Consider the following 16,823-nt stretch of genomic DNA (forward strand, 5'->3'; position numbering starts at 1 on the left):
AGGGCGTGACGGTGAAGTACGCCATCCACCCGGTGGCCGGCCGCATGCCGGGCCACATGAACGTGCTGCTGGCCGAGGCCGAGGTGCCGTACGACCAGGTCTTCGAGATGGAGGATATCAACGGCGAGTTCGGCCAGGCCGACGTGGCCATCATCCTGGGCGCCAACGACGTGGTGAACCCCGCCGCGCTGACCAAGGGCAGCCCGATCTACGGCATGCCCATCCTGGAGGCCTACAAGGCCAAGACCGTGATCGTCAACAAGCGCTCGATGGCCGCGGGTTACGCCGGCCTGGACAACGAGCTGTTCTACATGGACAAGACGATGATGGTCTTCGGCGACGCCAAGAAGGTGGTGGAGGAGATGGTCAAGGCGGTGGAGTGAGGGGCTTCACACCACGGACCAAAGCGCTATCGAATCCCCTGATGCTGCACCGCGGGAGGCTCCGTCAGAATCGCCCCTTCGTTTTGGAGCCCCCCGATGCAGAAAACCTGGCTGAAGCAATATCCCGCCGGCGTTCCCCCCGAGGTCAAGTTCGACTTGTATCCCTCGCTGGTGGCGCTGATGGAGGAGAGCTTCCGCAAGTACCGCGACCTGCCGGCCTATGTGTTCATGGGCCGCAGCTACCGCTTCGGCCAGGTGGACGACGCCTCGCGGGCCTTTGCCGCCTACCTGCAGTCGTTGGGTCTGGAGCGTGGCGACCGCGTGGCGGTGATGATGCCCAACGTGCCGCAGTACCCGGTGGCGGTGGCCGGCATCCTGCGGGCGGGCTTCGTGGTGGTCAACGTCAACCCGCTGTACACCCCGCGCGAGCTGGAGCACCAGCTCAAGGACGCCGGCGCCAAGGTGCTGGTCATCCTGGAAAACTTCGCGCATGTGTACCAGCAGGTGGCGCATGCGGTGCCGGTGCGGCACGTGGTCACGGCCGCCATGGGCGACATGCTGGGCCTGGTCAAGGGCGCGCTGGTGAACTACGTGGTGCGCCAGGTCAAGAAGATGGTGCCACCCTTCGAGCTGCCCACCGCGGTGCGCTTTGGTGAGGCGCTGGCCATCGGCCGCCGCAAGGCCTACACCGCGCCGGCGCTGGGCCCGGACGACATCGCAGTGCTGCAGTACACCGGCGGCACCACCGGTGTCAGCAAGGGCGCGGTGCTGCTGCATCGCAACCTGGTGGCCAACGTGCTGCAGTGCGAGGCCTGGTACCAGCCGGCGCTCAAGAAGATTCCGCCGGGCGAGCAGATCGTCACCGTGTGCGCGCTGCCGCTCTATCACATCTTCGGCTTCAACACGAACATGATGCTGTCCATGCGCATGGGCGGCTGCAACCTGCTGATTCCCAATCCGCGCGATCTGCCGGCGGTGCTCAAGGAACTGGCCAAGCACCGATTCCACAGCTTTCCGGCGGTCAACACGCTGTTCAATGCGCTGGCCAACCACCCCGACTTTCACACCGTCGACTGGAGCCACCTGAAGATCTCGGTGGGCGGCGGCATGGCGGTGCAAAGCGCCACCGCCAGGCTGTGGCTCGAGAAAACGGGCTGCCCGATCGTCGAAGGTTATGGCCTGTCAGAGACCTCGCCGGTGGCCGCGTGCAACCCGGTGGACAGCCACCAGTTCACCGGCACGATCGGCCTGCCGCTGCCCAACACCGACTTTGCGCTGCTGGACGATGAAGGCCAGCCCGTGCCGCCCGGCGCTGCCGGCGAGATCGCGATCCGCGGCCCGCAGGTCATGGCCGGCTACTGGCAGCGGCCCGATGAAACCGCCAAGGTGATGACGGCCGACGGCTTCTTCCGCACCGGCGACGTGGGCGTGCTGGAAGAAAGCGGCTTCTTCAAGATCGTCGACCGCAAGAAGGACATGATCCTGGTCAGCGGCTTCAACGTGTACCCCAACGAGGTGGAAGACGTGCTCACCCAGCTCGACGGCGTGCTCGAGTGCGCCGCCGTGGGCGTGCCCGACGACAAGGCCGGCGAGGCGGTGAAGGTGGTCATCGTCAAGAAGAACCCCGCGCTGACCGAGCACGACGTGCGCGCCTTCTGCGAAGCCAACCTCACCGGCTACAAGCGGCCGCGGGTGGTGGAGTTCCGCACCGAGCTGCCCAAGACGCCGGTGGGCAAGGTGCTGCGCCGCGAGCTGCGCGACAAGCCGCCCGCCGCGACGGCGCACTGAGCGGCAGGCGTTGGCCCCCATCGCCATCGTCAGCGCGCTGCACGACGAGTTGCGCGCCATCGACGCCTTGCTGCAGGCGCGCAGCCTGCAACGGCGCGCCGGCCGCGACTTCCACCTTGGGCGGCTGCAGGGACACGAGGTGCTGCTGGTGCTCAGCGGCATCGGCAAGGTGGCCGCGGCCACCACCGCCACGCTGGCGCTGGAGGTGTTGGGGGCCCGCGCGCTGCTGTTCACCGGTGTCGCCGGTGGCCTGGCGGACCACGCGCAGGTGGGCGACGTGGTGGTGGCGCGCGAGCTGCTGCAGCACGACATGGATGCCTCGCCCCTGTTCCAGCGCTACGAGGTGCCGCTGACCGGCCGCAGCCGCTTTGCCGCCGACCCCTTGCTGGCCGATGCCCTGGTGGCCGCGGCCGGCGAGGTGCTGTCGCAGCCGCATCCGGCGCTGCAGCGCTTCGGCATCGGCCGCGTGCGTTGTCACCAGGGCCTGGTGATCAGCGGCGACCGCTTCGTCAGCACCTCGGCTGAAAGCGCTGCGCTGCGCGCCGCCCTGCCCGAGGCGCTGGCGGTGGAGATGGAAGGCGCTGCCGTGGCCCAGGTGTGCCACGACAGCGGCCGGCCCTTCGGCGTGCTGCGCACGCTGTCCGACCGCGCCGACGATGCGGCGCACGTCGACTTTCCGCGCTTCACCGCCGAAGTGGCGGCCGAGTTCTCGCGCGACATCGTCTGCGCCGCGCTGCTGCGTCTTTGACGTTCCCTGTCTAAGCACGGCCCCCGGGCCGCCAACGCGTCACGTCGCCATGCAACGCGCGTTACTAACGCGCGTCAGGGAATGTCTGAATCGCGCGATAACGCATCAATCACAAAAATGATCTTTGACTAATGCGCAATTCGCTTGTTCGCTGACTTGTAACGACGTCCCGTTCAGGAGACCCGAACGATGTCCTCCATTCATCCATGCCACGCGTGCGCGCCCTCGGGCGTCTGCAGGACCGACGGGGTGGTGCTGTGAGTTTCGTGAAGCCCCAGAGCAACAGCCACTGGCGCAGCGCGGGCCTGGCCGTGGCGGTGCTGTTCCATGTGGCGCTGGTCTGGGCGCTGGCCAACGGTCTGGGCCAGCAACTCGCCAAGGTGGTGAGCGAGCCGCTTGAAACCGTGCTGGTCGAAGAGGTCAAGCCGCCTCCGCCGCCGCCCAAGGTCATCGAGCTGCCGCCGCCGCCCAAGTTCACGCCCCCGCCGCCTGCGTACGTGCCGCCGCCTGAAGTGCAGGTGCAGGCGCCGCCCACGCACGAACCCACCATTGCCGCGGTGGCGGCGGAGTCTCCGCCACCGGCAGAGCCGGTGCGCAGTGCGCCGCCTGCACCTGCAGCAGCACCGCCGGCACCGCCTCCCGCCGCGCCTGCGCCGCCTGTGTCGGCCTCGGTGGTGTGCGCGAACTATGCGCAAGTCATGGGCGACGCCGGATTTCCGCGCGAAGCCACGCGCCTGGGTCTGGAGGAAGGCAGTGCCGTCATCCAGTTCACGCTGGTCGCCAGCGGCGACATCCGGGACATCAAGGCCGTCAGCGCTTCGCACCCGATCTTCGCCAAGGCCAGCATGCGCATCGTCGGTGAATACAAGTGCAAGGGCACGGGTCGTGACGTCACGGTCCAGGTGCCGTTTTCCTACCGATCGAGCTGAGTCGGGGCCCGCCGGGCACCGTTCTGCCACCACTTCTCCCACCCACTCCGAGGGCCAAAAACATGGAACTCCTGCGCGCGCTTCGGCGCATCCCCGCCATCCTTTCGCTGGCTGCCGGCCTGGCGTTTGCCGGCTTCGGCCCGGCAGCCCTGGCTGCAGACGACACGGCCAAGGCGGCCACGGCCACCGCCGAGCCTGCCGCTGCTGTCGTCGACAACCCGTACGGGCTGCAAGCCATCGTCTCGCACGGCGACCTGGTGTCCAAGGGCGTCCTGGGCATCCTGATGGTGATGTCACTGGGTACCTGGTACCTGATCGTCACCAAGATGCTGGAGCAGCGCCGTCTGCTGCGGGAGGCCCCATCGGTCGGGGCTGGCGCGCCGTTCTGGTCGGCCGCCGACCTTCGGCAGGGCACGGCTTCGCTCAGCGAGGAGGGGGCCTTCCGATTCGTGGCCGACACCGCCTTCGATGCCAGCCGGGCGCATGAGGGCATCCTCGCCAGTGTGGACCGCGGGTCCTGGATCTCGACCGCCGTCGATGAGGCCGGCGAGGAAGTGGAACACCGGCTGCAGCAGGGCCTGGCCTTCCTGGCCACCGTGGGCTCGACCTCCCCATTCATCGGACTGTTCGGCACGGTCTGGGGCATTCTGAACGCGCTCACGGCCATCGGCGTGGCGGGTCAGGCCTCCATCGACAAGGTGGCCGGGCCGGTGGGTGAGGCGTTGATCATGACTGCCATCGGCCTGGCCGTGGCCGTGCCTGCCGTGCTGGGCTACAACTGGCTGGTCGGTCGCAACACCAGCGCGCTGCACCAGGTGCACACCTTCGGCGCCCGTCTGCGCACCGCGTTGCTGGCGGCGCCTGCGCCCACGCGCGCCTGAGGGGCCGACCATGGGCATGAGCGTGGGCGGCGGCGCCGCCGCAGGCAAGCGGGTCAACTCGGAGATCAACACCACGCCGCTGGTCGACGTGATGCTGGTCCTGCTGATCATCTTCCTGATCACGATTCCCGTCGCGGTGACCTCCATCAAGGTCAAGTTGCCCAGCGAGGTCAACCAACCGCGCACCAGCAAGCCGGAGAACATCGTCGTGTCCATCGACCGCGACGGCGAGATCTATTGGAACGACTTGCACCTGCCGAACACGGCGGCCTTCTTTGACCGCATCAAGCAGGAGTCGGTGAAGCTGCCCCAGCCCGAACTCCACATCCGCGGCGACGGCGCCAGCCGCTATGAAGCCGTGGGACGCGTGGTGTTCGCCGCCCAGCGCGCGGGCATGGCCAAGGTGTCCTTCATCACCGAGCCGCCTGCGCGGCCTTGAGGAGTCAGCGATGGCATGGAACACAGCCTCCGTGGGCGGCAGCACACGAAGAAGCCGAAAGGCACGCCCGCAGGCGATCGGCGAGATGAACACCACGCCGCTGATCGACGTGATGCTCGTCCTGCTGGTCATGTTGATCATCACGATCCCGGTGCAACTGCATTCGGTTGACCTCAACCTGCCCACCGGCAAGGCGCCCGCCGCACCGGTGGAGCCGGAGGTCGTGCGACTGGACGTCGACTTCGACGGCACCGTGTACTGGAACGGTGAGGCCTTGCCCGACCGCGCTGCGCTGGAGTCGCACATGCGCGAAAAGGTGGCGCAGCCCGTGCAGCCGGACGTGCATCTGCGGCCACACAAGCTCGTGCGCTATGAGCGGGTGGCCGCGGTGATGGCCTCGGCCCAGCGGCTGGGGCTCAAGAAGATCGGAATCGTCGGCAACGAGCAGTTCGCCCAATGAAGGGAATCACCATGCACATGCCCAGGCAGCTGGCCGCTGTGTTGTGCGGCCTGACCATGTCGATCGGATCGGCGCTGGCCCAATCGGCTCCGCCGGAGACCATGCGCGCGGAAGTGGGCAAGCCGCTGCAGGCCGCCCAGGATCTCCTGAGGGCCGGCAAGCCGCGGGAAGCGCTGTCCCGCGTGGCCGAGGCCGAGGCCGTCGGCAACCTGTCGGGTCACGAGCGCATGGTGATCGAGCGCATGCGCGCCGGGGCGGCGCTGGGCGCAGGCGACGACGCGACGGCGGCGCGATCATTCGAGGCCGTGCTGGCGTCCGGCAAGTTGGGAGCTGCCGAGACATTGCCTGTGCTGGAGTCCATGGCCGGCCTGGCCTACCGCCGCAAGGACTATCCGCAGGCCATCGCGCTGGCCGAGCGGTACTTGAAGGAAGGTGGACGCAGCGACAAGATGCGCGAGCTGAAGACGAGTGCGCACTACCTGTCCGGCGACTATGCAGGCGTGGTGCGCGACACACAGCAGCGTGTGCAGGCGATGGAGCAGGCCACCCCGGTGGTCGATGAGCCCACGTTGAGGCTGCTGGCGGCCAGTTACGGCAAGCTCGACGACCAGGCCGGCTACGTGGCCACGCTGGAAAAGCTCCTTGTCTATCACCCCAAGCAGGCCTACTGGAGCGATCGGCTGGCGCGCCTGCAAGGCGCAGCCGGCTTTCCCGATCGCCTGCGCCTGGACGTCTACCGCCTGCGGCGCGCGACAGACACCCTGGAGGACACCGAGCAGTACGTCGAGATGGCGCAGCTGGCCCTGCAGGCGGGACTGCCGACGGAGGCCCTCAGGGTGGTGGAGGCAGGTTATGCCGCCGGCAAGCTGGGCTCGGGGCCGGAGGCGTCACGCCACCAGCGCCTGCGCGAGCTGGCAACCCGGCAGGCCGCCGAGGACGAGAAGGCGCTGCAGGTGGAGGAGGTCGGTCGCCAGGGCGATGCCCTCGTCAACACCGGCCATGCGCTGGTGTCGGCGGGCCGTCTCGACAAGGGCATCGCCCTGTTGGAGCACGGCCTGACCAAGGGCGGCCTGAAACGCCCGGACGAGGCGCGACTGCACCTCGGGCAGGCCTACCTGCAAAGCGGCAACAAGGCGCGCGCCATCGACAGCTTCAGGGCCGTACGCGGTGCCGACGAGGCGGTCGAGCTCGCCCGGCTGTGGGAAATCCACGCCCGCAAGCCCTGATACCACTGACCTGAACGACACGGCCCCTGCCTCGGGCCGGGCCGAGTGCTGCCCGCCCGCGCCGTGTGAGCGCGCCGGGCCTCAGTCAAACAAGCCCCCTGCCGTTTCCTTGTCGGGCCGGGGACCCGATGCCGTGCGCTGGAAACGATGACGTGAACGAGGTCCCTCGGACCCATGCCTTGGAGGAACAGCCATGAGAAACAAGCCACTGACACCCCGGCGACCGCCGGCCCCCACGACGATCGCCGCCTTGGTGGCATCGTCGGCCTTCGCAACCCTGCTGGCGGGCGCCGCACAGGCTCAGACGGCACCCCCGCCCGGCACGGAGGCCGCCAGCCCTGCGCCTGCACCGGCAGCCAAGTCCGACGTGGTCGGTCTGGACCGCGTGGTCATCACGGCCACCACCGGCTCGAAGTCGAAGATGCGCAGCTCCGTGTCGGTGACCGACGTCGACAACGAGCAGATCACCAACTTCGGCGCCCGCTCTGAAGCCGAAATCCTCAAGCTCATTCCCGGCGTGCGTGCCGAAAGCTCGGCCGGCCCGGGCGGCAACTCCAACATCACGGTGCGCGGTCTGCCCATATCGTCGGGGGGCTCGAAGTTCGTGCAACTGCAGGAAGACGGCCTGCCTGTCGTCGAGTTCGGCGACATGAACTTCGGCAACAACGATTACTTCATCCGCTTCGACAACAACGTCGACCGCATCGAGACGTTGCGGGGCGGCTCGGCCGCCACCCTGGCCTCTCATGCCCCGGGCGCGGTGATCAACTACATCAGCAAGACCGGGCAGCAAAAGGGCGGCTCCATCGGCGTGACGCGCGGCGTCAACTACGACGAGACGCGGGTCGATGGCGACTACGGCGGCAAGATCAATGAGACGCTGCGCTACCACGTCGGTGGCTATTTCCGAACCGGCGAAGGTCCGCGCCGCAATGACACCGGGGCGCTGCAGGGCTACCAGGTCAAGGGCAACCTGACCCAGTCGTTCAACGGCGACAAGGGCTACGTCCGCTTCTCGTTCAAGCTGCTGGACGAGAAGGCCCCCACCTACACCAGCATGCCGGCCCGGGCGGACCTCAGCGGCACCACGGTCAAGGGCATGCACCCGCTGGCCGGGTTCGACATCAGGCGCGATTCGCAGCTGTCGATCTACAACCAGACCATGCCCACCGCCGATATCTTCACCGGCGCGCCCGGCACGGCCAACGTGTCCGATGGCATCTCGGTCAAGTCCCATGCCTTCGGCATCGAGTTTGCCAACCAGCTTGAGGGCGGCTGGGGCCTGAACAACAAGTTCAAGTTCAGTCGCAGCGAAAGCTCGTTCAGAACCCAGTTCTGGGGAGCGCAGACCCTGAGCGGACTGCTCGGCGGTTTCGAGGGCGGCACCTCGGCGCGGTACTTCAACGGCCCGCTGGCCGGGCAGACCGTCACCACCGAGAACCTGCAGACCGGACTGCTGTCGCGCAACGCCGCCATCCATCAGCAGTCGCCCGACATGGGTCACTGGGCCAACGACCTCAGCCTGTCCAAGGCATTTGATCTCACCGGCAGCAAGCTCAACACCAAGGCCGGCCTGTACTTGTCCAGACAAGACATCGTGCAGCAGTGGCAGATCAGCGAGCGGGTGATGGAGGTCGGCCGCAACGGCGCGATCGTCGACGTCTACGACGCCTCCGGCGCAGCCCTGACGACGGCTGGACTGACCGGCTACAACAACCAGTGGGGCGGCTGCTGCGCACGCGACATCGACGCCCACTACAGCACCACGGCGCCTTACCTGGCGCTCGGGCTGGAAGTCGGCTCATGGGACTTCGATGCCAGCCTGCGGCACGACCGCATGCGCGCCAGCGGCAGCTATGCGGGCGGTCAGAAGGTGGCAGGAGGCTTTGACGTCAACCGCGACGGCACGATCACCGGCGCCGAAAACAATGTCTACCTGATCGATGGCCAGAGCCGCAGCCCGATCAACTACAGCGTCGGCTACACCTCGTATTCGGTGGGCGCGAACTACCGCTTCAGCAACGACTTGAGCGCCTTCGTTCGCGTGAGCAAGGGCGGGCGGGCGATTGCCGACCGCTTGCTGTTCTCGCCGTTCATCAACCCGCTCACCGGTGCGCTCACGCAGGGCCTGGAGGCGCAGGCGGTTGCGACGGTCAAGCAGCGCGAGCTGGGCGTCAAGACCCGTGGGGAGCTGATGGGCGCCAACTACGGCCTGTTCGCCACACTGTTCCAGGCCACGGTGGACGAGTACGACTATGACCAGACGCGTACCGTAGGTCCCAAGCTGAACGTGGTGGGCACCAAGGCCAACGGCGTGGAACTCGAGTCGGCGCTCAACACCGGCAACTTCGCGCTCAATGCCAACCTCGTCTACACCGACCTGAAGGTGCGCACCGACCTTGTCGGCGAAGCGACCGGGCAGAGCACGGTGGGCAAGGTGCCGGGCGGCGTGCCCAAGTGGATGTGGGCCATTTCGCCCAGCTACACCTTCAACAACCTCACGGTGGGCGCTTCGCTGGTGGGCCAGAGCTATGTGTGGAACAACAGCTTCAACACGGCGAAAGTGTCCGGCCGCAGCATCGTCAACGCCTTTGCCAGCTACGCGCTGACCGAGCGCGCGACGTTGAGCGTGAATCTGAGCAACCTGTTCGACAAGGTGGCTTCATCGGGAGGGGTCGAGGGGCCTGACGTGCTGAACGGGCAGCCGGTGGTGCGTTTGCGCCCCGAGACCGGCCGCTCGATCAGCCTGGCGCTGCGCTACGCGCTGTGAGCCCAAGCCCCGCCGGCCTGCGCCCGGCCGCGGGGCTGGCCCGCCTCCGGCGCCCGCGCACCGCAGGATTCGCGGATCACCAGCTTGGGCGCCTGCACGGCCGCCGGCGGCTTCGGTCGCCCGTTCTGCAACTGCAACAGCAGCGAATGCACGGCCTGGCGTCCATGCCCCGCAGGGTCGGAATGCACGCTGGTCAGCGGGGGTCGGCGAATGGCGCCATCGGGATGTCGTCGTAGCCCACCAGTGCAACGTCCTGCGGAACGCGCAGCGCCGCCTCGCGCAGCGCACGCAGGGCGCCGAAGGCGATGGTGTCGTTGCCGGCGAACAGGGCGTCCGGGTGCAGCTGCCGTGCGAGCAGTTCACGGGTGGCCCGGTAGCCGCTCTCGGGCGTGATGTCGGCCGCGATGCACCAACCGTCCTGCGGCTCGATGCCGTGGTCGAGCAGCGCCTTGCGCCAGCCGCCTTCACGCTGGGCTGCGGAGTGGTATTCGTTGGAAGCGTAGTTGACCAACGCCACGCGGCGGCGACCGAGGTTCAGCAGGTGGTTGACAGCGATGCAGGCGGACTGGCAAGTGTCGTCGCCCATCATGGCCAGGCCCTCCTGGGCGGGCAGGTGGCAGCCGAACACCACATGGGGAATCTCGCTGTCTCGCAGGCGCTGCAGGTGTGCCATCTCGGTGGTCCTGGGGTGGGCGACGATGACGCCGTCGATGCTGCGACCGTGCACCAGCTGCAGGAACTGGCCGGGTTCCCGGCCCTCGCCATCCGTCGATTCGATCAGCAGCTTGAAGCCATGCAGGTGGCAGCATTCGCGCACGCTGGCCACCAACTGCGCGAGGAAGGCATCGACGTACAAGTGCTCCAGCTTGGGCACCACCAGCGCCAGCGTGCCGGAGGTGCCGCCCGCCAAAGACCGGGCCGCGGCGTTGGGCACGTAGCCAATTTCGCGGGCCACCGCCAGGACCCGTTCGCGTGTGGTGTCACTGATGCCCCGGTGGCGCGCGTTGTTCAACACGAAGGACACCGTGGTTCTCGAAACGCCGGCCCGGCGCGCGACTTCAGCGCTTGTGGCGGCGGGGGTTTTCTGATGTTTCATCGTCTCCCTCCTGGCGGGATGCTATGCCGCTTTGCCCGGCCCGTGCGGCTGGTGCAGGGGGCGCGATGATGGGCTCTGCGTCCAGGGACGTCAGGGCGGCGTCGCGCGTGACCTTGCGCACCGTGGCAGCGCACGTGGGGCTGTCGACCACCACCGTCAGCCATGCGCTCAGTGGGCGCCGTCCTGTGTCGGAACAAACATGCAGACAGGTGCGGCAGGCCGCCCAGCTGCTGGGCTACGAGGCCCATCGACTCGCGCGGCAGAACGTCACCGGCCGGTCTGACGCCGTGGGCGTGCTGTGCGAAAGATCGCTGGGGCCACTGAGCGATGCCGGCCAGGCAGCGCTGTTGGATGCCGTCTCGCAGGTGTTGCAGTCCGCCGGTCTCGACTGCCTGATGCTGGCAAGCCCTGGCAGGGGCGGCGTGCCGCTGCATGAGCGCATCGTGCGTGATCGGCACTTCGATGCGCTGCTCGTGCTGCAGACCGGGTCGGTGGATGCGCGCATCGAGTCGCTCGTGCGCCACCATGTGCCCTTTGTTGCGGTCGGCCGGTGCCGGCAGCCGGCCGCGCACGTTTATCCGTGGCTCGATCTCGATGAAGGGGGGGCCGCCGAACTGGCGGTGGGCCGGCTGGTAGACGGCGCCCACCGACGCATCGCGTGCGTGCATCTGGATCCGTGGCTTCATGCCACACACGCGTGGTGTCTGGGATACCGCACGGCCATGCAAGGTGGCGGCCTGCCGGTCACGCCGCAGATGATGCTGGCGGCCAAGCGCTGCGCCGGCGATGGGTACGCGGCTGGCGTGCGTCTGCTGGCAATGCGTCCACGCCCCAGCGCGGTCATCGTCCAGCATCCGCAGGTGGGCAACGGCTTGATGCACGCGCTGCTGGACGCTGGCGTAGATCCATGCCACGAGCTGGCCGTGGTCGTGCACGAGGCATGGTCCTCCGGCCGGATCGACCTGCCTTCGCCGGTGGCCCGCGTACGCTATGAGGACCTGGCAGCCGCTGCCGAATGGTTGGGCCGACGCCTGGTCGCCTTGGTGGAGGGCTGCACGGTCGCTGCCGATCACTGGCTGTGCCGGCCGAGTTACTGGCCGGCCGATGCGATGCCCGACCAGCCCTTGGGTTGAGCGCTCCGCCCGAGGCACACTCGCGGGCCTATGCCGCGAATCCACGTCGATGCTCCTCTGGCCGCCGGCCAGCCGCTTGATCTGCCGCCCGGTGCGGCCCGCCATGTGCAGGTGCTGCGGCTGCAGCCCGGCGCGCTCATCACCTTGTTCAACGGCCAGGGCGGCGAGTGGACGGCCGCCGTCATGCAGATCGGCCGCAGCAGCGTGCAGGTGGAAGTGCAAAGCCACGAGGCGGTGGAGCGCGAGATCGGCCCGCAGGTGACCATCGCGCTGGCCATGCCGGCCAACGACCGCATGGACACGCTGGTGGAAAAGGCGGTGGAGCTGGGCGTGGCCGCCATCCAGCCGCTGATGAGCGAGCGATCGGTGCTGCGCCTGTCGGGCGAGCGGGCGCAGCGCAAGCAGGCGCACTGGCAGGGCATTGCGGTCGCGGCGTGCGAGCAGTCGGGCCGCAACCGGGTGCCGCGGGTGGCGCCGGTGATCACTTTCTCGGCCTGGCTGGCCGAGCAGGCCACCGCGGCCGACCTGACCGATGCCACCCGCTGGCTGCTGGGCTTTGGCGACGAGGCGCTTCCGCTGCCCCAGCGCCTGCGGCCGCAGGCACCGGCGCGGCTGCTGCTGCTCAGCGGGCCGGAGGGGGGCCTGTCACCGGCCGAGGTGGAAGCGGCGCAGCGCGTGGGCTTTCTGCCCACCTCGCTGGGGCCCGCCGTGCTGCGCGCCGACACCGCGCCGCTGGCCGCGCTGGCGGCAGTGGCGCTGGCGGCAGTGGCGCTGGCGGGCACGGGTCCGGCGGGCGATGTGCCTGCCGGTGTGGTGCCCGCCCCCGCAGCCTGAAGCCGCTTCGTGCGCTAATGCGCAGGCCGCGCGCGTCCGCCGGTCGGGCGCGGCCGGGCTTTCCACAATCCGGCGCTTTCCATCCACACAGGAGATCGACATGGGACTGCTGGACATGGCCATCGGCATGATGAACAACCAGGCACCAGGCGGACGCGGCGGTGCGCTGGGCGATGTGCTCGGCGGGTTGCTGGGGGGCGGCGGCCAGGGCGCTGGCGGCCAGGCCGACCTGCTGCGCATCGTGGCGCTGGTGCTGTCACAGATCGGTCAACAGGGGGGCCAGCAAGGCGGCCAGATGGGTGGCCTGGGCGCGTTGGTGGAGCAGTTCACCCGCAGCGGCCTGGGCGACGTGGTGTCGTCCTGGGTGGGCACCGGCGCCAACCAGCCGGTGTCACCCGCTCAGCTGGGCCAGGTGTTCGGTGACGACCTGCTGGGCCGCCTGACGCAGCAGACCGGCCTGTCGCAAGGCGACCTGCTCAGCCAGCTGTCGCAGGTGCTGCCGCAGGCCGTGGACCACCTGACGCCGCAAGGCCAGCTGCCGGCGGACGGCGGGCTGGGCGAGATCGGCTCGATCCTGGAACGCTTCGCCCGTTGAACCCAGTGGCCGGCGCACCGTCGGCCCGGCGCAGCGTCTGGGAAGGCAGCTCGCCGAACATCTGCTTGTAGTCGTGTGAAAAGTGGCCCATGTGGAAGAAGCCCCACTGGGCCGCGACATCCTGCACCGTGGCCGCGCCGCCTTTGCGCAGCTTGCGCCGGCAGGCGTTCATGCGCACCGCCTTCAAGAAGTCCGCCGGTGAATCGCCCACCACCGCCTGGAAGTGGTTCTGCAGCGTGCGGCGGGTGAGGTGCAGCTCGGCGCAAAGGTCGTCCACCGACATCGTGTGATTGAGCGGCTGGCTCACCAGCGCGCGGGCCGACATCACCGTGGCCAGGCGCCGCGAACAGGCCGCAGGGTCGGCCTGGGCCGCGGCGGCGGGCGAGGGCGCCTGCCCCGCGCCGCACAACAGCGCCAGCAGCCGGTCCAGCAGCGCCTGCCAGGCGGCCGGCGGGGGGTTGTCGGCACCGCAGGCACCCAGCGCCAGCAGCGCTTCGATGGTGCTGCACATCGCCGCATGCACCGCCGGCGGCACCGGCAGCGCCTGCAGCGCCGCACCGGGAGCGCCCGCGTCGCGCAACTGCAGTGCATCCAGCCGCTGCGCCAGCCAGTCGGCGTCCACCACCACGCCATAGATGCCGAAGTCCTCGGGCGTGCGCAGCGTGAACGAGGCATTGCCGCCCGCGCGCAGCACCGGCCGCGGCCCCTCGGCGGGCTGCAGCCGGCCGCAGAAGTGCACCGGCGTGGGGTGCCGCCCGTCGGGAATGCCGAACCACACCGAACCCTGCCACGGCAGGCACAGCTGGCTGGTCTGCTGGTGCGTGTGTTCATGGAACACCTGCAGCCGCGGCCCGTCGGCCCACAGCTCACGCACGCGGCCGGCAAAGCGGCCGGGCGACAGCTGGTCGTATTCCTGCGACCAGCGCGACAGGTGGCCGGCGTGTTCGTCGACGTCGTCGCTGGCCAGCGCCTGGTAGCGCAGGCCGGCCAGGCCCGGCGGGGCGGGGTGGGCAAGGCGCGCTTCGGGCATGGGCACGGCGGCGTTCTCCTGGGCAGTGCGGCGGTGGACCCACCGGCTTTTGCAAGAGCGGTGCCACGCCGCCACGGTGCCGACGGATTTTCCGTTTTTGGATAGGCCGGGCGCGGGTGCCTTGCTTCAATCCGCCGCATTCTTGGGTTACTGCAAGGACATGCACATGGCTGCTTCCCCCACTGGCACCGGCGCCCAGCCGGGCCTCAAGAAGGTGCTCGGGCCCTTCCAGCTCTGGGGCATCTGCGTCGGGCTGGTGATCTCCGGCGAGTACTTCGGCTGGAGCTACGGCTGGAACACCGCCGGCACGCTCGGCTTCCTGGTGGCCACGCTGCTGGTGGCCACGATGTACACCACCTTCATCTTCAGCTTCACCGAGCTGTCCACCGCCATTCCGCATGCGGGCGGGCCGTTCGCGTATGCGCGGCGCGCCTTCGGGCCCACCGGCGGCTTCATCGCCGGCTTTGCCACGCTGGTGGAGTTCGTGTTCGCGCCACCGGCCATCGCGCTGGCCATCGGCGCCTACCTCAACGTGCAGTTCCCCAGTGCAGATCCCAAGTACATCGCGGTGGGCGCCTACGTGGTGTTCATCGCGCTCAACTGGGTGGGCGTGGGCATTGCGGCCATGTTCGAGCTGGTGGTCACGCTGCTGGCCATTGCCGAGCTGCTGGTGTTCATGGGCGTGGTCAGCCCCGGCTGGTCGCTGGCCAACTACGTGGCCAACGGCTGGGCGGGCACCGACGTGTTCAACGGCGCGGCGCTGGCGGGCATCTTCGCGTCCATCCCGTTCGCCATCTGGTTCTTCCTGGCCATCGAAGGCGCGGCCATGGCGGCCGAAGAAGCGCGCGACCCGCAGCGCACCATTCCCAAGGCCTACATCGCCGGCATCCTCACCCTGGTGGTGCTGGCCTTCGGCGTGATGATCATGGCCGGCGGTGTGGGCGACTGGCGCAAGATCGCCAACATCAACGACCCCTTGCCGCAGGCCATGAAGGTGGTGGTGGGCGAGTCCAGCGGCTGGCTGCACATGATGGTGTGGATCGGCCTCTTCGGCCTGGTGGCGTCCTTCCACGGCATCATCATGGGCTACTCGCGGCAGATCTTTGCGCTGGCCCGCGCCGGCTACCTGCCGCGCTCCTTCGCGGCGCTGTCGCCGCGCTTCCAGACACCGCACCGCGCGCTGCTGGCTGGTGGCGTGGTGGGTGTGGCCGCCATCTTCAGCGACCAGTGGATCCAGTTCGGCGGCCAGTCGCTCACCGCCAACATCGTGACCATGTCGGTGTTCGGCGCCATCGTCATGTACATCATCTCGATGGCCGCGCTGTTCAAGCTGCGCGCCAGCGAGCCGGGGCTGGCCCGGCCCTACCGTGCGCCGTTCTACCCGCTGTTCCCGGCCATCGCGCTGGTGCTGGGCGTGGTGTGCCTGGGTGCGATGGTGTGGTTCAACCAGCTGCTGACCGCGGTGTTCCTGGGGTTGATGGCCATCGCCTACGCTTACTTCCGCCTCACCTCCCGCTCGCGGGAGGAGGCCCCGCAGGACGAACTGCTGCAGGGCGCCCATTGAGCCTAAGGAACCCCCCGCGATGAGCTACCGCACCACGCTGGCCGGCCAGGTCTACGGCTTCGACGACCTGAAGCAGGTGATGGCCTGCGCCAGCCCGGCGCGCTCGGGCGACCACCTGGCCGGCGTGGCCGCCGAGACCGCGCAGCAGCGCATGGCCGCGCGCCATGTGCTGGCCGACCTGCCGCTGAAGGTCTTCCTGCAGGAGGCGCTGGTGCCTTACGAGGACGACAACATCACGCGGCTGATCATCGACACCCACGATGCGGCCGCCTTCGCGCCGGTGGCGCACCTCACGGTAGGTGGCTTTCGCGACTGGCTGCTGGGCGAGCAGGCCAGCACCGACGTGCTCACCGCGCTGGCACCCGGGCTGACGCCCGAGATGGTGGCCGCGGTGAGCAAGCTGATGCGCAACCAGGACCTCATCGCGGTGGCGCGCAAGTGCCGCGTGGTCACGCGCTTTCGCAACACCATCGGCCTGCCGGGCCACCTGGCGGTGCGGCTGCAGCCCAACCACCCCACCGACGACCTGCGCGGCGTGGCCGCCTCGACGCTGGACGGGCTGATGTACGGCGCGGGCGATGCGGTGATCGGCATCAACCCCGCTTCCGACAGCCTGCCGGTGCTGGGCGAGATGCTGCGCATGCTGGACGAGGTGATCCAGCGCTTCGAGATTCCCACCCAGAGCTGCGTGCTCACGCATGTGACCAACACGCTGCGGCTGGCCGAAGACGGCGTGCCGGTGGACCTGGTGTTCCAGTCCATCGGGGGCACCGAAAAAACCAACCTGTCGTTCGGCGTCACGCCGGAGCTGCTGGCCGAGGCGCAGGCCGCTGCGCTGGCGCAGAACCGCGGCACCGTGGGCCGCAACGTCATGTACTTCGAGACGGGGCAGGGCAGTGCGCTGTCGGCCAATGCCAACTTCGGCGTCGACCAGCAGACCTGCGAGG

Annotated in this window: 16 protein-coding genes; 14 read left to right on the plus strand and 2 right to left on the minus strand. The window is 68.7% G+C overall.

The features are described 5' to 3' along the window. The 9 genes from ABNT58_RS10665 to ABNT58_RS10705 all read left to right on the plus strand — a co-directional run. Positions 1-383, plus strand: a 383-nt coding sequence (locus ABNT58_RS10665) for an NAD(P)(+) transhydrogenase (Re/Si-specific) subunit beta (RefSeq protein WP_348753458.1), incomplete at its 5' end; no start/stop codon positions are given. 96 nt (positions 384-479) lie between these two features. Continuing rightward, positions 480-2,171: a long-chain-fatty-acid--CoA ligase gene (locus ABNT58_RS10670; protein ID WP_348753459.1), complete on the plus strand. Its 1,692-nt coding sequence runs from the start codon at positions 480-482 to the stop codon at positions 2,169-2,171. Between the two features lie 10 nt (positions 2,172-2,181). Further along, positions 2,182-2,919 (plus strand): 5'-methylthioadenosine/adenosylhomocysteine nucleosidase, encoded by a 738-nt coding sequence (locus ABNT58_RS10675; protein WP_348753460.1) that lies wholly within the window; start codon positions 2,182-2,184, stop codon positions 2,917-2,919. 266 nt (positions 2,920-3,185) lie between these two features. After that, positions 3,186-3,848 carry an energy transducer TonB gene (locus ABNT58_RS10680; protein ID WP_348753461.1) on the plus strand — a complete coding sequence of 221 codons (663 nt, stop codon included), beginning with the start codon at positions 3,186-3,188 and terminating at the stop codon, positions 3,846-3,848. Between the two features lie 62 nt (positions 3,849-3,910). Beyond that, the gene (locus ABNT58_RS10685; protein ID WP_348753462.1) at positions 3,911-4,729 is read left to right on the plus strand and encodes a MotA/TolQ/ExbB proton channel family protein; all 819 of its coding nucleotides are present in this window, start codon (positions 3,911-3,913) and stop codon (positions 4,727-4,729) included. Between the two features lie 10 nt (positions 4,730-4,739). Next, entirely contained in the window at positions 4,740-5,168 is a 429-nt protein-coding gene (locus ABNT58_RS10690; protein WP_348753463.1) for a biopolymer transporter ExbD, read from the plus strand. Positions 5,169-5,178: 10 nt separating this feature from the next. Continuing rightward, positions 5,179-5,628: a biopolymer transporter ExbD gene (locus tag ABNT58_RS10695; RefSeq protein ID WP_348753464.1), complete on the plus strand. Its 450-nt coding sequence runs from the start codon at positions 5,179-5,181 to the stop codon at positions 5,626-5,628. Next, the gene (locus tag ABNT58_RS10700) at positions 5,625-6,854 is read left to right on the plus strand and encodes a tetratricopeptide repeat protein (RefSeq protein WP_348753465.1); all 1,230 of its coding nucleotides are present in this window, start codon (positions 5,625-5,627) and stop codon (positions 6,852-6,854) included. Before ABNT58_RS10695 ends, ABNT58_RS10700 begins: the two co-directional genes overlap by 4 nt. A 193-nt stretch (positions 6,855-7,047) precedes the next feature. Next, positions 7,048-9,624, plus strand: coding sequence for a TonB-dependent receptor (locus tag ABNT58_RS10705; RefSeq protein ID WP_348753466.1), 2,577 nt, complete (start codon positions 7,048-7,050; stop codon positions 9,622-9,624). 193 nt (positions 9,625-9,817) lie between these two features. On the opposite strand, the gene ABNT58_RS10710 is transcribed toward ABNT58_RS10705, so the two are convergent. Further along, positions 9,818-10,720: a LacI family DNA-binding transcriptional regulator gene (locus ABNT58_RS10710; RefSeq protein WP_348753467.1), complete on the minus strand. Its 903-nt coding sequence runs from the start codon at positions 10,718-10,720 to the stop codon at positions 9,818-9,820. Positions 10,721-10,827: 107 nt separating this feature from the next. On the opposite strand from ABNT58_RS10710, the gene ABNT58_RS10715 reads away from it, so the two are divergent. The 3 genes from ABNT58_RS10715 (at position 10,828) to ABNT58_RS10725 (ending at position 13,282) form a co-directional block, all read left to right on the plus strand. Next, the gene (locus ABNT58_RS10715) at positions 10,828-11,853 is read left to right on the plus strand and encodes a LacI family DNA-binding transcriptional regulator (protein WP_348753468.1); all 1,026 of its coding nucleotides are present in this window, start codon (positions 10,828-10,830) and stop codon (positions 11,851-11,853) included. A gap of 30 nt (positions 11,854-11,883) precedes the next feature. Next, the gene (locus tag ABNT58_RS10720; protein WP_348753469.1) at positions 11,884-12,687 is read left to right on the plus strand and encodes a 16S rRNA (uracil(1498)-N(3))-methyltransferase; all 804 of its coding nucleotides are present in this window, start codon (positions 11,884-11,886) and stop codon (positions 12,685-12,687) included. Positions 12,688-12,787: 100 nt separating this feature from the next. Continuing rightward, positions 12,788-13,282, plus strand: a complete 495-nt coding sequence (locus tag ABNT58_RS10725) for a YidB family protein (protein ID WP_348753470.1) — start codon at positions 12,788-12,790, stop codon at positions 13,280-13,282. On the opposite strand, the gene ABNT58_RS10730 is transcribed toward ABNT58_RS10725, so the two are convergent. Then, the gene (locus tag ABNT58_RS10730) at positions 13,164-14,312 is read right to left on the minus strand and encodes a helix-turn-helix domain-containing protein (RefSeq protein ID WP_348753473.1); all 1,149 of its coding nucleotides are present in this window, start codon (positions 14,310-14,312) and stop codon (positions 13,164-13,166) included. The two genes, ABNT58_RS10725 and ABNT58_RS10730, sit on opposite strands and share 119 nt — an antisense overlap. 160 nt (positions 14,313-14,472) lie before the next feature. Here ABNT58_RS10730 and eat point away from each other — a divergent pair, with 160 nt between their 5' ends. Beyond that, positions 14,473-15,876, plus strand: a complete 1,404-nt coding sequence (gene eat / locus ABNT58_RS10735; RefSeq protein WP_348753471.1) for an ethanolamine permease — start codon at positions 14,473-14,475, stop codon at positions 15,874-15,876. 19 nt (positions 15,877-15,895) lie between these two features. Next, positions 15,896-16,823: ethanolamine ammonia-lyase subunit EutB (eutB, locus tag ABNT58_RS10740; protein ID WP_348753472.1), on the plus strand; the 928-nt coding region annotated here is incomplete at its 3' end.

Source organism: uncultured Aquincola sp. (assembly GCF_964001545.1).
Lineage (GTDB): Bacteria > Pseudomonadota > Gammaproteobacteria > Burkholderiales > Burkholderiaceae_C > Aquincola.